Annotated in this window: 13 protein-coding genes; 11 read left to right on the forward strand and 2 right to left on the reverse strand. The window is 66.9% G+C overall.

What is annotated here, in order from left to right; genetic code table 11:
* Window positions 1-13 precede the first annotated feature (13 nt).
* Both WBB14_RS00535 and WBB14_RS00540 read right to left on the reverse strand, forming a co-directional pair.
* Window positions 14-1114 carry a CCA tRNA nucleotidyltransferase gene (locus WBB14_RS00535; protein WP_424238104.1) on the reverse strand — a complete coding sequence of 367 codons (1101 nt, stop codon included), beginning with the start codon at window positions 1112-1114 and terminating at the stop codon, window positions 14-16.
* Window positions 1111-3255, reverse strand: coding sequence for a transglycosylase SLT domain-containing protein (locus WBB14_RS00540; protein ID WP_424238105.1), 2145 nt, complete (start codon window positions 3253-3255; stop codon window positions 1111-1113). The genes WBB14_RS00535 and WBB14_RS00540 overlap by 4 nt, the downstream gene beginning before the upstream one ends.
* Before the next feature lie 117 nt (window positions 3256-3372).
* Between WBB14_RS00540 and WBB14_RS00545 the strand changes: the two genes are divergently transcribed.
* The 11 genes from WBB14_RS00545 to WBB14_RS00595 all read left to right on the forward strand — a co-directional run bounded on the left by WBB14_RS00545 (window position 3373) and on the right by WBB14_RS00595 (window position 14603).
* Window positions 3373-4047, forward strand: a complete 675-nt coding sequence (locus WBB14_RS00545; protein WP_424238106.1) for a 5-formyltetrahydrofolate cyclo-ligase — start codon at window positions 3373-3375, stop codon at window positions 4045-4047.
* 424 nt (window positions 4048-4471) lie between these two features.
* Window positions 4472-5905, forward strand: coding sequence for a circularly permuted type 2 ATP-grasp protein (locus tag WBB14_RS00550; protein ID WP_424238107.1), 1434 nt, complete (start codon window positions 4472-4474; stop codon window positions 5903-5905).
* A gap of 2 nt (window positions 5906-5907) precedes the next feature.
* The gene (locus tag WBB14_RS00555) at window positions 5908-6879 is read left to right on the forward strand and encodes an alpha-E domain-containing protein (protein ID WP_424238108.1); all 972 of its coding nucleotides are present in this window, start codon (window positions 5908-5910) and stop codon (window positions 6877-6879) included.
* A gap of 29 nt (window positions 6880-6908) precedes the next feature.
* Window positions 6909-7712, forward strand: coding sequence for a transglutaminase family protein (locus tag WBB14_RS00560; RefSeq protein ID WP_424238109.1), 804 nt, complete (start codon window positions 6909-6911; stop codon window positions 7710-7712).
* 55 nt (window positions 7713-7767) lie between these two features.
* Window positions 7768-8631, forward strand: coding sequence for a proteasome-type protease (locus tag WBB14_RS00565; RefSeq protein ID WP_207472647.1), 864 nt, complete (start codon window positions 7768-7770; stop codon window positions 8629-8631).
* A gap of 352 nt (window positions 8632-8983) precedes the next feature.
* Window positions 8984-9778 carry a DUF3800 domain-containing protein gene (locus tag WBB14_RS00570; protein WP_424238110.1) on the forward strand — a complete coding sequence of 265 codons (795 nt, stop codon included), beginning with the start codon at window positions 8984-8986 and terminating at the stop codon, window positions 9776-9778.
* A gap of 131 nt (window positions 9779-9909) precedes the next feature.
* Window positions 9910-10908, forward strand: coding sequence for a tripartite tricarboxylate transporter substrate-binding protein (locus WBB14_RS00575; protein WP_332016123.1), 999 nt, complete (start codon window positions 9910-9912; stop codon window positions 10906-10908).
* 57 nt (window positions 10909-10965) lie between these two features.
* Window positions 10966-11733 carry an IclR family transcriptional regulator gene (locus WBB14_RS00580; protein ID WP_424238111.1) on the forward strand — a complete coding sequence of 256 codons (768 nt, stop codon included), beginning with the start codon at window positions 10966-10968 and terminating at the stop codon, window positions 11731-11733.
* A 375-nt stretch (window positions 11734-12108) separates the two neighbouring features.
* Window positions 12109-12561, forward strand: a complete 453-nt coding sequence (locus tag WBB14_RS00585; RefSeq protein ID WP_424238112.1) for a MaoC family dehydratase — start codon at window positions 12109-12111, stop codon at window positions 12559-12561.
* 27 nt (window positions 12562-12588) lie between these two features.
* Window positions 12589-13443 carry an HpcH/HpaI aldolase/citrate lyase family protein gene (locus tag WBB14_RS00590; protein WP_424238113.1) on the forward strand — a complete coding sequence of 285 codons (855 nt, stop codon included), beginning with the start codon at window positions 12589-12591 and terminating at the stop codon, window positions 13441-13443.
* 2 nt (window positions 13444-13445) lie between these two features.
* Window positions 13446-14603 carry a CaiB/BaiF CoA transferase family protein gene (locus WBB14_RS00595; protein WP_424238114.1) on the forward strand — a complete coding sequence of 386 codons (1158 nt, stop codon included), beginning with the start codon at window positions 13446-13448 and terminating at the stop codon, window positions 14601-14603.
* Window positions 14604-14626 lie beyond the last annotated feature (23 nt).

Here is a 14626-nt window from a genome sequence, read left to right on the forward strand (position 1 = left end):
AACAAGAGCAGCATCACTGCGCCCGCAGCCGTTCCAACCGCGCTGCGCGCAACTGCTCCTTGATGCGCGCCGGGTCCCCGGCGCAAGCTTTGGCGATGGCGCCGGCGTCCACGCCGCGCACGGCGGCCGCGCGCGACTGCCAGGCTTCTCGGTCCACCGGCCGCAGCACCGAAGCCGCGTCCAGCAGATCCAGAAAGCGTTCCGGCTTGCGCAGGGCATCGGCACGCTCCATCAGCGCCAACTGCGCGTCGGCGGGGTCGGCCGCTTGTTGCGCGGCATCCAGCCCCGCCAGCACTTCCGGCAGTAGCCGCGCGTAATCATTGCACTCGGTAGGTACGCGCAAGCGTCGGCCCATGGCATCGCGCTCGGGCGTCAGCCGGCACAGCAAGGCGTAGCGGCCCGGCAGCGACAGGCCCTGCGCGGCGGCGCGGTCCACCTCCGCCGCGGTTTCGTCCACGCCTTGCAGTTCGGGCATCACACGCGCCAGCGCCCCGCATTGTTGCAGGATGCCCAGCATGCGCGACGGCGCGGCTGCCATCAGACCGCGCGACAATTCCTTCCAGACCCGCTCGGCCACCAACGCATCGGCCTCGCCGGCCTCGACCATGCGGCGACATAGTTCCAGGGTCTCGGGCGCCACGGAAAAATCACCGAAGCGCGCCGCGAATCGCCCCAACCGCAGGATGCGCACCGGGTCCTCTTCGAATGCATCGCCGACATGGCGGAAGATGCGGTCGCGCACGTCGGCCACGCCGCCCAGGGGATCGACCAGCTCGCCGTCACGGGTCTGCGCGATGGCGTTGACCGTCAGGTCGCGGCGCCGCAAGTCCTCTTCCAGCGTGACATCGGCGCCGGTATAAAACGTGAAGCCCTTGTAGCCGCGCCCCGATTTGCGCTCGGTGCGCGCCAGGGCGTATTCCTCTTTGCTGCGCGGATGCAGGAAGACGGGAAAGTCGCCGCCCACCGGCACGAAACCGCGCCGCGCCATGTCCTCGGGCGTGGCGCCGACCACGACCCAGTCGTGATCGCCGGGCGGCAGGCCGAGCAGCGCATCGCGCACCGCTCCGCCCACGATATAGACCTGCAGGCCGTCCGTGGCCGGATCCCGCGTCATGGAATCGAGGTGCTTTCCGCGCCCAGCGGCACGATGTTGCCCAGGCGCTCCTTCAGGGACTGGGACTGGCCGGTGAACATGGCCGCGTAATAGACCGAGTTGGACATCACGTTCTTGACGTAGGTGCGCGTTTCGTTGAACGGGATGGTCTCGGCGAAGATGGCGCCTTCCACCGGATGCGTGAAGGTCGAGCGCCAGTTGTGCGGACGGCGCGGGCCGGCGTTATATCCGGCGCTGGCCAGCATCTGCGACCCGTTGAGGTCGCGCAACACCATGTTCAGGTAGTTGGTGCCGAGTTCGGTGTTGGTGTCGAAGTCGTTGACGCTGTCGGGCGTGAAGTTGCTCATGCCGATCTTGCCCGCGACCCACTTGGCCGTGGCCGGCATCAGCTGCATCAGGCCGGATGCGCCCACGTGCGAACGCGCGTCCATGATGAAGCGCGATTCCTGGCGGATCAGGCCGTAGACCCAGGCCGGGTCCAGCGCGATGGCGTTGGCCTTGGCGGTGACGCGGCCTTCGAAGGGCGCAATGAAACGCTGGCTGAAGTCGAACTCTTTTTCGGTGCGGTCGGAGGTGTTGACCACGCGGTCGTAGATGTTCTCGGCGCGCGCCAGTTCGGCGGCGGCCATCAGCTGGCGGTCGCTCATGCCGCGCAGCGTGAAGTTCCATTCCGGCACGGCTTCGGCGCGCCAGCCCAGGCGGAAGAGCTGGATTGCGCGGCGCAGGCCGGGATTGGCGCGAGCCTCGGTGATTTCCTGGTCGCTGATGGGCGCGGGACGCGGCGGCACGGTGATGCGGCGGCCCATTTCCTCGGCGGCCAGTTGGCCGTAGAAATCGAAGCGGTCAGCGATGCTGGCGTAGGCGGTCGCGGCCTGCTCTTTGTTGCCGCGCGCGGCCTGGCCGCGTGCCTTCCAGTACACCCAGGACGAATCGGCCTGCTGCGAGGCAGGCATCTGGTCGATGGATTCCATCACCCACTTCCAGTCGATCTTCGGCTGGCGCAAGGCGGCTCGCACCTTCCAGGCGGCGTTGTACTCCGTCATGCGGATGTGGCCGGCCTCGTGGTACCAGTCGTCGGCGCGGCTGTCGAGATTCAGCGCGGCAACCAGCGCGTACTGGCCGCGGACCCAGGCCAGGTTCGACTTGGCCATGGACTTGGACCAGTCCCCGGACTTGCCCCATTCGCGGCGCAGGTAGGAATCGGCCACACTGACGTCGGAACGCGCCAGGCGCGCCAAGGCGATGGTCACCAGTTCCTTCTCGTTGCGGCCCACGGGCTGACGGCTCTGGCGCGTCAGCCACTTCATGGGATCCTTCATGAGCAGGTCATAGGTTTTCAGGTCGCCCGGCTCGAACATGTATTGCGCGAACTTGCGTGCGTCGGTCGTCTTGTTCGCTTCGATGGCGTCGCGCAGCTGGGGCTCCAGCTGCTCCCAGCCCATGATGCCGTCGGCGACCAGTTGGTCGTACAGCGCCCAGCACGCGCCGCCCGGCGCGAACACGGCCGCAGCCTGCGCCGCCGTGGCGCGCTGCCCGGTCATGTGCTTGGCATCGAGGATGGCGCACTCGATCTGCGCATTGCTGTTCTTGACGGGCGCGAGCTTGCGCACGGTTTCGAAGTCGCCGCTGCGGGCGGCGGCCAACAGCCAGTCGCCGCGCAGGCGGTCGGCCAGGTAGGCGTCGGAATTGCCGCTGATGAATTTCTGCAGGTCGGCGGTGGGCCGGCCGGTGGCGGGCGGGGTCCATAGCTGATAGCGCAGCAGCCAGTATTCCGGGTACATGCCCAGCGGGTCCGGCTTGGCCTGCGGCACCAGCGCGCCCAACACGGACCACTGCTTGCGGTTCATGGCTTCGCGCGCCGCCACCACGGCGGCCAGCGCGGGCGTCTGGGAAGTGGGCGGCAGGCCCGCCAGCACGGCCGGCGGCACGGAAATGGCGGGTTGCGCCGCCTGCACGGCGGGCTCGGGCTGAGCCTTGATGGACGCGCTGCGCTGTTGCGCATCCACCGGCGCACAGGCCGCGGTGAACAGCGCCAACAGCGGCAGCCAGCGGCGCAGGCCGGGAGTAACTTCGGATGTGGCGGCGGGCCCGGATTTCCGCGCGGTTTTCTGATACCGTCCGGATTGCATAGTCTGTGTCATGCCCTGTCCCTCATACACTGGCCTTGCCGTACGCCAGCATGCCGGCAATCCACATGTTCGTACGCGTGTTCGTCCGCACGTTCGCCATCATTTTTCCATCCCTTTTACAGCCACCGCATGACTACGCAAAATACTCCAGAGGATACCGCAGTACAGCTACGCGCGCGATTGCGAAAACTGCGCGCCGAACTGCCGGAAGACCAGCGTAGCCGCGGTGGCCTGCTCATGCGCGCCCGCCTGTTCACCTGGCTGAACGTGGCGCGCGACGAAGCCGTGCGCGCCGGCCGCCCCGCGCCCGCCACCGTGGCCGCCTTCTGGCCCATGGCCGACGAGCCCGACCTGCGTCCCCTGCTGGAACAATGGGTCGAAAACGGCGTGGCGGTGGCGCTGCCCGTGGTGCGCGAGCGCAACGCCCCGCTGGCATTCCTGCCGTGGACGCCGGACGCCGAATTGCGCGCCGGCCCCTACGGCATCCAGGAACCGGTCTCAGGCCCCGAACTGCTGCCGGACGTGGTGCTGGTCCCGACCCTGGGCTACACCGAACAGGGCGACCGCCTGGGCTACGGCGGCGGCTATTACGACCGCACCCTGGCCGCGCTGCGCGACCGGGGCCACCCGTTCATCGCCATCGGCATCGCCTGGAGCTGCGGCGAGCTGGATGCCGACCACGAACCCGCCGCGCACGACTTCCCGCTGGACGCGGTGCTGACCCAGGACGGCTGGGTGCCCCAGGCGCCGCTGGAACAAGGCGGCACTGGCGGCGCCACGCTGCACAGCTATCGCATGAACTGACGCACCAGCTTTGCCCCACAGGCTTGCACCAAAACGGTGCATGGCCTAACATAGCCCGCGGACCGGCCCCGTTCCGGCCCCATTACACAGCACTCCGCGCACCTTGCGCGGCCCGCCTCGGCGGCGCCCACGGCGCCACCCCACCCGTTCCCCCTGGCCAAGCTTTTCCGCGCCAGCCCGACTGACCCCGTTCAACCCGCCAGCCCTGGCCAGTCCGCGCCTGGCGCCTGCGCCATCCCGTGGCCTCAGCCGCCGCGGCGATGGCGCTGCAACGCCCTTCGGAGGATATTGGTCCCCAGGGGCGCCCCCCGCTCGTGCCAGCCAGGCTGGCACGCGTGTTGCTTAATCCATTGCAACCGGCCGGACATCGGCCGGGCGGCCGCCGCGCGCGAGCGCGGCCGCCAGCACCTGTACCGGAGGAGCCATGAAGGACAGATCATCCCGTCCCGCCGCCTATGACGAAATGCGCGACAGCGCCGGCGGCATACGCTCCCATTGCCAGGCTTTCGAGCGCTGGCACGACGAGCAGTCCGCGCAGGCCATGGCCGCGCGCCGCCTGGAGGCGGACCTGAGCTTTCGCCGGGTCGGCATCACGTTTTCGGTGGCGGGCGATGCGGCCGGCACCGAACGCCTGATCCCCTTCGACCTGATCCCGCGCATCATCCCCGCCGACGAATGGCGCCTGCTGGAGGCAGGCCTGAAGCAGCGCGTGCGCGCGCTCAACATGTTCATCCACGACATCTATCACGGGCACGACATCGTGCGCGCGAACATCGTGCCGGCCGAGCAGGTGTTCCTGAACGCCCAGTACCGCCCCGAGATGCAAGACGTGGACGTGGCCGAGGACATCTACTGCCACATCGCCGGCGTGGACATCGTGCGCGCCGGCGCGGGCGAGTTCTACGTGCTGGAAGACAATCTGCGCGTGCCTTCCGGGGTGTCCTACATGCTGGAGAACCGCAAGATGTCGATGCGGCTGATGCCGGACGCCTTCAGCCGCATCAAGGTGGAACCGGTGGCGCATTACCCCGACCTGCTGCTGGACAATCTGCGCGAAGTGGCGCCGCACGGCGGCGACGATCCCACCGTGGTGGTGCTGACGCCGGGCATGTACAACTCCGCCTACTTCGAGCACGCCTTCCTGGCGCAGCAGATGGGCGTGGAGCTGGTGGAAGGCCAGGACCTGTTCGTCGAGCAGAACACCGTCTACATGCGCACCACGCAGGGGCCCCGCAAGGTGGACGTGATCTACCGCCGCCTGGATGACGACTTCCTCGACCCGCTGTCGTTCCGCGCCGACTCCGCGCTGGGCGTGCCCGGCCTGCTGTCGGTGTACCGCGCCGGCCGCGTCACGCTGGCCAATGCCATCGGCACCGGCATCGCCGACGACAAGTCCACGTACCTGTACGTGCCGGACATGATCCGCTTCTATCTGGGCGAGGAGCCGATACTGTCCAACGTCCCGACCTGGCGCTGCAACCGGGCGGACGAGTTGTCGCACGTGCTGGCCCACATGCATGAGCTGGTGGTGAAGGAAGTCCACGGCTCCGGCGGCTACGGCATGCTGGTGGGGCCGTCGGCCTCGCGCGCCGAGGTCGACGCGTTCAAGCAACGGGTGCGCGCCAACCCCGCCAACTACATCGCGCAGCCCACGCTGGCGCTGTCCACCGTGCCGACCTACGTGGAATCGGGCGTGGCGCCGCGCCACGTGGACCTGCGCCCCTATGTGCTGTGCGGCAAGGACATCCGCACCGTGCCGGGCGGCCTGTGCCGCGTGGCGCTGACCGAGGGTTCGCTGGTGGTCAACAGCAGCCAGGGCGGCGGCACCAAGGACACCTGGGTGCTGGAGGAGGACTGAAGATGCTGAGCCGAACCGCTGACAATCTGTTCTGGATGTGCCGCTATACCGAGCGCGCCGAGAACACCGCCCGCATGCTGGACGTGAACCTGCAGATGTCGCTGCTGCCGCAGGACGCGCAGACGCGCGAAGGCTCGTGGCTGGGCGTGCTGCGCATCTCCGAGCTGCAGGGCCTGTACCAGAGCAAGTACGCCTCCATATCGCCGCACGACGTGCTGCAGTACATGGTGCGCGACGCCGAGAACCCGTCGTCCATCTATTCCTGCATGCGCGCGGCTCGCGAAAACGCGCGCGCCGTGCGCGGCAGCCTCACCACCGAGGTCTGGGAGACCTACAACACCACCTGGCTGGAACTGCTAAAGCATCTGCATACCGGCCTGCTGGAGCGCAATCCGGGCGAATTCTTCGAATGGGTGAAGTTCCGTTCGCACCTGGCGCGCGGCGTCACCATCGGCACCATGCTGGAAGACGAGGCCCTGTACTTCCTGCGCATCGGCATGCACCTGGAGCGCGCCGACAGCACGGCGCGCATGCTAGACGTGAAGTTCCACGAACGCGGCGCCAACGGCCACGACGGCCGCGCCGAACCGGCCGGCGCGGCGGCGCTGCAAAGCGAGTTCTACCGCTGGTCGGCATTGCTAAGCTCGGTATCGGGGCTGGAGATCTACCGCAAGGTGTATCGCGACGTCATCACCCCCGACCGCGTGGCCGAGCTGCTGATCCTGCACGGCGACATGCCGCGCTCGCTGCTGGCCTCGATGCGCGCGGTGGCCGACGACCTGGCGCGCGTCTCCAACCAGCGCTCGACCGAAACCGAAAGGCGCGCCGGCATGCTGTGCGCGGAACTGCAATACGGCCGCGTCGAAGACATCCTGGACAGCGGACTGCACCAGTACCTGGACCACTTCCTCAACCGCATCAACGATCTGGGCAACCGGATCAGCCAGGACTTCCTGGTGCCGCTGTCGGCCTAGGGCCGCGCGGCGCAAACACGGAGACAGGAATGAAACAGATCATCACGCACCTCACGCACTACCGCTACACCGCGCCGGTCACCTACAGCATCCAGACCCTGCGCCTGACGCCGCGCGACGATGAGCATCAGCGCGTGCTGCGCTGGCACATCGAAGCGCCGGGCGCGCTGGACAAGCAGGTGGACGCCTACGGCAACATCACGCACACGCTGACGCTCAACCAGCCGCACACCGACATCGAGCTGCGCGTGGTCGGGCAGGTGCAGGTGGCGCCGCTGGAACGCGGCCTGCTGGGCAGCGAGGACAGCCGCCTGCCGGTGCACGCCTATTGCGTGCAGACGCCCCTGACGCAGGCCGACGACACCGTCATGGCTTTCGCGCGCGGCGTGTTGCCCGGCGGCCTGAACACGCCCGACGACATCCTGGCCCTGGCCACCGCGGTCAGCGACCGCGTCGCCTACGAACCCGGCACCACCGACGTCACCACCGCCGCCAACCAGGTGCTGGCGATGGGCCACGGCGTCTGCCAGGACCATGCCCACCTCTTCCTGGCCTGCGTGCGCGGCCTGGGCGTGCCGGCCCGCTACGTCAGCGGCTACCTGTACACCACCGCCGAGCACGCAGCCAGCCACGCCTGGGCCGACGTCTGGCTGCCCGACGTGGGCTGGACCAGCGTGGACATCACCAACCGCCAGTTCGCCTCGGACTGCCACTGCCGGCTGGCGGTGGCGCGCGACTATGACTCGGCCTCCCCGGTGCGCGGCGTGCGCACCGGCGGCGGCCAGGAATCCATGGAGGTCAGCGTGCAGGTCCAGACCAGCGCCCAGCAGTAACATCCCGCCGGCCGCGCCGCAATACAATGCGGCGTGGTTTTCCCAATTTCAGATCATGACCTACTGCGTCGCCGCCCGCCTTGATTCCGGCCTGGTTTTCCTGGCCGACTCCCGCACCAATGCCGGAGTCGACCAGATCAGCGTCTTCCGCAAGATGACCGTATTCGAACGTCCGGGCGACCGCGTGATGGTGCTGATGAGCTCCGGCAACCTGGCGGTCAGCCAGGCCGTGCTGAACGCGCTGGCGCGCCAGCACGACGAAGGCGGCGAAACCGTCTGGAACGCTCCCGACATGTTCGAGGCCACCCGCCGCGTCGGCGCCGCGGTGCGCGACGTCTATCACCGCGAAGCCCCGGCCCTGCGCGAGCAGGGCGTGGACTTCAACGTCAACCTGATCTTCGGTGGCCAGATCGGCGCCGAACGCTGCCGCCTGTTCCAGGTGTATTCGGCCGGCAACTTCATCGAAGCCGGCCAGGAATGCCCGTACTTCCAGATCGGCGAAGCCAAGTACGGCAAGCCCATCCTGGACCGCGTGCTGCGCCCCGACACCTCGCTGGACGAGGCCGCCAAGTGCGCCCTGATCTCCATGGACTCCACGCTGCGCTCGAACATCTCGGTGGGCCTGCCGCTGGACCTGCTGGTCTACGACACGCACTCGCTGCGCGTCACGCACTTCGCCAGCATCGACGAGCACAACGAGTACTTCCGCATGATCCGCGGCACCTGGGGCGAACGCCTGCGCCAGGTCTTCGCCGAGATCCCGGACCCGCTGTGGACCCAGCCGGACTCGCCGGATTCGCTGGTACCGCCCAGCCGCGTGCACCAGCCGCTGCGCGCGGAACCCGTGGATGTGCCCGCGGCGAGCTATGCCGCGCCACAGGTGCTGGCAGAGGATCCGGGCAAGGATCAAGCGAATTAGGGTTGGGCTTTAAACCCGATTGGAGGTTGGCACATCCCCCAGCCTTAAACCGTGATTCCGTCTGATACCGAGGATTCTCGCGATCATTTCCCCATTTCGGGTGCCTTGCTCTCTTGCGACAAGACCTGCGTTTGCTCTACAGTTTCTTCAACGTATATGCACGCCATATGCCCACCTTCCGAGGCCCGCGCAATTTATTGCCGCGGGCTTTCGTGTTTTTGTGCGGCATGAGTCATTGAGCACGTGAAAGAAGGTGCGATCTTTCCATTCACTGACGGAAAATAGGCCTGCTCCCACGCCCTACACTGCATCGATTCGCATACAAACCATATGTCGGGCAAAGGGTTACGCCATGCATTACGTCATGTATCTGGACGAGTTCGGTCACATCGGTCCCTTCATCTCCCGTGATCACGGCAAGCACCGGACCAGCCCGGTTTTTGGATTCGCTGGATTGGTCCTACCTGTGGAAGCCGTTCGCGAATTCGCCATCTACTTCTATAAGCTGAAATGCCATCTCTTGAAGTTCGAACTCGAACAACAAGACCAACCTGCGTACCGGTGGGAAAAAAAGGGCGCGCAGCTCTATACCGTCCGGAATGTGGAGAGATACCAACAACTGCGAGCCGCTACCGGTCGATTGCTCAACCAGATCAAGCAGATCGGCGGGCACGTGATCTACTGCGGCGAGCAGAAGACTGCGGATGCGGCATCACATCAACCCGCCGCTGTTTTCAAACAGCAGCTGCTGCGCATCGTTCGACGAGCGGATCAGTTTTTCTCGCCAAGGCAGTCCACCTTCATGCTATTGATCGACGAACAGCAGGCTGGCAGCCGCTGGCGTGAGATGAATGTCGAGGCTTGCACATTGGCAATGTTCGAAGATGCCGCCCACCGATGCAGAACGCTGGTCGAGCCGCTTATTCAAGGCGAGAGTCATCTGTTCCGGACGCTTCAATGCGCTGACTGGATCTGCAGCTTGGTGGGCAGACTCTGCGCCTTCCAGGTGGCATCAGCCCAATATCGGGACTGGGAGATTTTTCATCGTTACTTTCACGATCGGCTGCAGACCGTGGCACTCCCGTGCAGCGGACTCGAACCCCAAACAAGAGCGGCAAATCCGCCTCTAACCCCGCCTTCCGCGTAAACCCTCCTTTCCAGCAACCGAAGCCCGGCTTGCGGAAGCGCGAATTCTCATCCGGGCGCGAGCGCGCCACACTGGTGTCCGGCCGTCATGCTTTGCCTTGGGGGCCCCGACTACACCACAAGGAGCGAGACATGCCCCCCATCTACGCGCGCGCTTTCAAGCGCGCGGCCTGGCCCCTGCTGGCCCTGTCCTGCCTGGTCTCTGGCAACGCCGGCGCGCAAGGCGCCTATCCCAACCATCCCATTTCGCTGGTCGTACCGTTCGCGGCAGGCGGGCCGACCGACGTGGTGGCGCGCAGCCTGGGCGCGTCCATGTCCAAGACGCTGGGCCAGAGCATCATCATCGAAAACCGCACCGGCGCGGGCGGCACGCTGGCGTCCCAACACGTGGCGCGCGCCGCGCCCGACGGCTACACCTTCCTGATCCACCATAACGGCATGGCCACCGCGCCAGCGCTGTATCGCAAGCTGTCATTCAATCCGCTGACGGACTTTGCCTATGTCGGCCAGGTGGCCGACGTGCCGATGACGCTGCTGGGCCGCAAGGACCTGCCCGCGGACGGCATGAAGGACTTCATCAAGTACGCCAAGGAAAACGGCAACAAGATCAACCTGGCCAACGCCGGCCTGGGCGCGGTGTCGCAGCTTTGCGGCATGCTGCTGCAGGAATCCCTGGGCGTGCAGTTCACCACCGTACCCTATGCCGGCACGGCGCCGGCCATGACCGCGCTGCTGGGCGGCCAGGTGGACGTGCTGTGCGACCAGACCACCCAGACCATTCCGCAGATCAAGGCCGAGCGCGTCAAACTGTACGGCGTCACCACGCTGGACCGCATCAAGACCCTGCCCGATGCGCCGACCCTGCAGGAAAACGGCCTGAAGGACTTCGAGGTCAAGGTGTGGCATGGCGTCTACGCGCCCAAGGGCACGCCGCCCGAGGCCATCGCCAAGTTCAACGAAGCCTTGCGCGCCGCGCTGAAGGATCCCGCCTTCACGCAGAAGATGGCGGAGCTGGGGGCCGAAATCGTGCCGGAATCCAAGCAGACGCCGCAGGGCCTGCAGACCTGGCTGCAATCCGAGGTCGACAAATGGGGCGGCATCATCCGCAAGGCGGGCGTGTACGCGGACTGATGGCATGGAGGGCTGCGGCGGTTGCCGCTGCCCGTTCATGAATATATATTCCCGTGCATGAGTACGAACGACGTAAAAAGCGCCAGGCGCGTCCTGGACATCCTGCAGTTCTTCGCCGCGACGCGGGCGCCGGCCACGCTGTCGCAGATCTCGGCCGGGCTGGGCATCCCCAAATCCAGTTGCCTGGCCTTGCTGGACACCTTGGAAGGCGATGGCTACGCGCATCAGACTGCGGGCCGTTATTACCTCACCCGCCGTTGGCTGAACGAGGCCCGCACGGTGGCCGAGCATGACCAGCTGACCACGCGCATCCGGCCCACGCTGGAAGCGCTGCGCGACGAGCTGGACGAAACGCTGATCCTGGCGCAGCGCTCCGGCGACCACGTGGTCTACCTGGACGTGGCCGAGCCCGAGCGCATCGTTCGCTTCACGGCCAGGGTCGGCCAACAAAAGCCGCTGCATGCCTCCGCCTCCGGACGCGCGCTGCTGGGAGCCATGTCGCCCGCCGACCGGGATGCGCTGGCCGCCAGCCTGACCCTGGACCGTTACACCGGCAAGACGGTCAAGACCCACAAGCAGCTGTTGCAGCTGATCGAAGCCGAAGCCCGCCGCGGCTGGCACGTGAACCTGGCGGAACACCAGGCCGACACCTTGTCGGTGGCCGCGCCACTGGTGTTGCACGGCGCCGTGCTGGCGCTGGTCGTGGGCGCGCCGCTGGACCGTTCGGCCGCCAAGGCCGACCTCATCGGCCAGACCCTGCTCGCGGCCAGCCGCGAACTTGCGCAGCGCATCGATAGCCCGACGCCCGCCGTGCCGGCGTACTAGGGTCCCCGCACAAGGGGGCTTCCCTGCCCCCGGTTCCTGCTTGGCTCCTGCTCAGCTCCTGCTCAGCTCCTGCTCAGCTCCTGCTCGGTTCCTACCCAGTTCCCCCGCCTCCATTCCCGGCCTCGGCGCGCGTGCCGTGTCCAGTCTTCCCCTACGCCTTGCTGCTGCACCGCGCCGTCCACGCTGGCGGCGCGCTGCCGCGTCCAGTGCCGCCTTCGTGCACTCCCCCGGGTTTACGCCAAGCAAAAACCATTGCCCGCCATCGTTCATACCTATAAACTTTTGTTCAAGAGTAAGAACGCAAATCGGATTTACCGGCAGCGCCCTCTCGAAATCCGGGCCGCTGCCCGGCGCTCTCCACACGAAGGAAAGAACATGGCTGGCCTTTTTTACGAACAGTTTTCGCCCGGACAAACGTTCGAACATGCTTGGACCCGCACCCTGACCGAAATGGACAACGTGCTGTTCAGCTCCCTGACGATGAACGTGCAGCCGCTGCATCTGGACGCGCATTTCGCGGCACAGACGGAGTTCGGCAAGCCCCTGGTCAACAGCCTGTTCACGCTGGGCCTGCTGATCGGCATGACGGTCAACGACACCACCCTGGGCACCACCGTGGCCAACCTGGGCATGACCGACGTGAACTTCCCCAAGCCCGTTTTCGCGGGCGACACCCTGCACGTGCGGACCCGTGTGCTGTCGGTGCGTGAAAGCAAATCGCGTCCCAACGCGGGCATCGTCGAGTTCGAACACACCGCGCTGAACCATCGCGACGAAGTGGTGGCCACGTGCAAGCGTTCGGCTCTGATGCGCAAGCGTCCCGCCTGAGCCCGCCGCCGCCCCAGGAGGACCGCAATGACCCGCTCCCTGTTGTTCGTGCCCGGCGATTCCGGGCGCAAATTCGATCACGCGTCCGCCAGCGCCGCCGACGCCCTGATCCTGGATCTGGAAGACTCCGTCGCCCCGGACCAGAAGCCCGCGGCGCGCGCGGAAGTCCGCGCCATGCTCGAGCACGGCGCTACGGCCAAGCAACTGTGGGTGCGCATCAACGCGCTGGACAGCGGCGAGGCCCTGGCCGACCTGGCTGCGGTGATGCCTGCCGCTCCTTACGGCATCGTGCTGCCCAAATGCGCCGGCCGCGCCGGCCTGCTGCAGCTGTCGCACTATCTGGACGCGTTCGAGGCCGCCGCCAAGACGGCGCCCGGCGCCACCCGCATCCTCGCCATCGTCACCGAAACCGCGCAATCCCTGTTCGGGCTGCATGACTACCGCGATGCCACCCCCCGCCTGTGGGGACTGTCCTGGGGCGCGGAAGACCTGGCCGCCGACGTCGGCGCGCTGCGCAACCGCGACGCGGGCCGCTACACCGAGCCCTTCCGCCTGGCGCGCTCGCTGTGCCTGATGTCGGCCGCCGCCGCCGGCGTACGCGCCATCGACACGGTCTGCGTCGACCTGGACGCGCCCGATGTGCTCGCAGCCGAGGCCGGCGAGGCGTTCCGCGATGGTTTCGTCGGCAAGATGGCGATCCATCCCCGTCATGTAGACGCCATCAACGCGGCGCTGGCTCCGGACGACGGCCAACTGCTATGGGCTCGCGCCGTGATCGCCGCGTTCACGGCCAATCCGGGCGCAGGTACCTTGCGGCTGGACGGCAAGATGATCGACCGGCCGCACCTGCGCCTGGCGCGCCGCCTGCTGGGGGAGGACTGACCATGCCCGGACCGCTGCACGGCATACGCGTCATCGACATGACCAGCGTCGGCATGGGGCCCATGGCCACTCAGATGCTGGGCGACATGGGGGCCGACGTGATCAAGGTGGAATCCGCGGAGGGCGACGTGTTCCGCCACGTCACGCCCCAGCGCCACGCCGCGATGAGCCATACCCATCTGAACCTGAACCGCAATAAGCGCAGCGTGGTGATCGACGCCAAGACCGCCGAGGGCCGCGCGCAACTGGACGCGCTGATCGGCGGCGCCGACGTGTTCATTTCCAATATGCGCGCTCCGGCGATGCGCCGCCTGGGCCTGGACTACGCGACGCTGCAGGCGCGCTTTCCCGAGCTGGTCTATTGCGCCTGCTACGGCTATTCGGAGCAAGGCCCCTACGCGGGACGCGCCGCCATCGACGACACCATCCAGGCGGCGTCCGGCATGGCCTGGCTGCAGGGCGGCGCGGGCGCCCAGGCGCCGCGCTACGTCAATTCCGTGGTCGCCGACAAGGTGGTGGCGCTGTACGTGGCCAACGCCGTGACCAGCGCGCTGCTGGCGCGCGAACGCGGCGCGGGCGGCCAGGCGGTCGAAGTGCCGATGTTCGAATGCATGGTCGCCTTCCTGGCGCCCGAGCATCTGGCCGGGCTAACCTTCGTGCCGCCCGAAGGACCGGCGGGCTATGCGCGCCTGCTCAACGAGTACCGCCGTCCATTCCGCACGCAGGACGGCTACATGAGCGTGGTGCCTTACACCACGCCGCAGTGGCAGCGCTTCTTCGCGCTGGCCGGCAATCCCGAGATGGCGCAAGACCCGCGCTACCTGACGCTCAACAGCCGCAGCAAGCATTTCCCCGAGCTGTACAGCTATGTCGAAAGCGTGTTGGGCGAACGCACCACCGCGCAATGGATCGAGCTGCTGGCGACCGCCGACATCCCCTACGCGCCGGTCAATGGCTTTGAAGATTTGCTGCAAGACCCGCACCTGCGGGCCACTGGCTTCTGGCATGAATCCGAGCACCCCACCGAAGGGCGCCTGATCCAGGCGGGCCTGCCGGTCAGGTTCAGCCGCACGCCGGCAGATATCCGGCGGCACCCGCCCGGACTGGGCGAACACACGGCCGAAATCCTGGCGGAAGCCCAGACCGGCCGGACTGCCTGAGTCCAGGTTCCAAGCACGAGGAG

Origin of the sequence: Achromobacter sp., from assembly GCF_049647645.1 — a bacterium.
GTDB lineage: Bacteria > Pseudomonadota > Gammaproteobacteria > Burkholderiales > Burkholderiaceae_B > Achromobacter.

What these genes read in the sequence shown, in the direction of transcription:
- WBB14_RS00535 (WP_424238104.1), bottom strand. Translation starts at nt 1,114, where the DNA reads ATGACGCGGGATCCGGCCACGGACGGCCTGCAGGTCTATATCGTGGGC.
- WBB14_RS00540 (WP_424238105.1), bottom strand. Translation starts at nt 3,255, where the DNA reads ATGACACAGACTATGCAATCCGGACGGTATCAGAAAACCGCGCGGAAA.
- WBB14_RS00545 (WP_424238106.1), top strand. Translation starts at nt 3,373, where the DNA reads ATGACTACGCAAAATACTCCAGAGGATACCGCAGTACAGCTACGCGCG.
- WBB14_RS00550 (WP_424238107.1), top strand. Translation starts at nt 4,472, where the DNA reads ATGAAGGACAGATCATCCCGTCCCGCCGCCTATGACGAAATGCGCGAC.
- WBB14_RS00555 (WP_424238108.1), top strand. Translation starts at nt 5,908, where the DNA reads ATGCTGAGCCGAACCGCTGACAATCTGTTCTGGATGTGCCGCTATACC.
- WBB14_RS00560 (WP_424238109.1), top strand. Translation starts at nt 6,909, where the DNA reads ATGAAACAGATCATCACGCACCTCACGCACTACCGCTACACCGCGCCG.
- WBB14_RS00565 (WP_207472647.1), top strand. Translation starts at nt 7,768, where the DNA reads ATGACCTACTGCGTCGCCGCCCGCCTTGATTCCGGCCTGGTTTTCCTG.
- WBB14_RS00570 (WP_424238110.1), top strand. Translation starts at nt 8,984, where the DNA reads ATGCATTACGTCATGTATCTGGACGAGTTCGGTCACATCGGTCCCTTC.
- WBB14_RS00575 (WP_332016123.1), top strand. Translation starts at nt 9,910, where the DNA reads ATGCCCCCCATCTACGCGCGCGCTTTCAAGCGCGCGGCCTGGCCCCTG.
- WBB14_RS00580 (WP_424238111.1), top strand. Translation starts at nt 10,966, where the DNA reads ATGAGTACGAACGACGTAAAAAGCGCCAGGCGCGTCCTGGACATCCTG.
- WBB14_RS00585 (WP_424238112.1), top strand. Translation starts at nt 12,109, where the DNA reads ATGGCTGGCCTTTTTTACGAACAGTTTTCGCCCGGACAAACGTTCGAA.
- WBB14_RS00590 (WP_424238113.1), top strand. Translation starts at nt 12,589, where the DNA reads ATGACCCGCTCCCTGTTGTTCGTGCCCGGCGATTCCGGGCGCAAATTC.
- WBB14_RS00595 (WP_424238114.1), top strand. Translation starts at nt 13,446, where the DNA reads ATGCCCGGACCGCTGCACGGCATACGCGTCATCGACATGACCAGCGTC.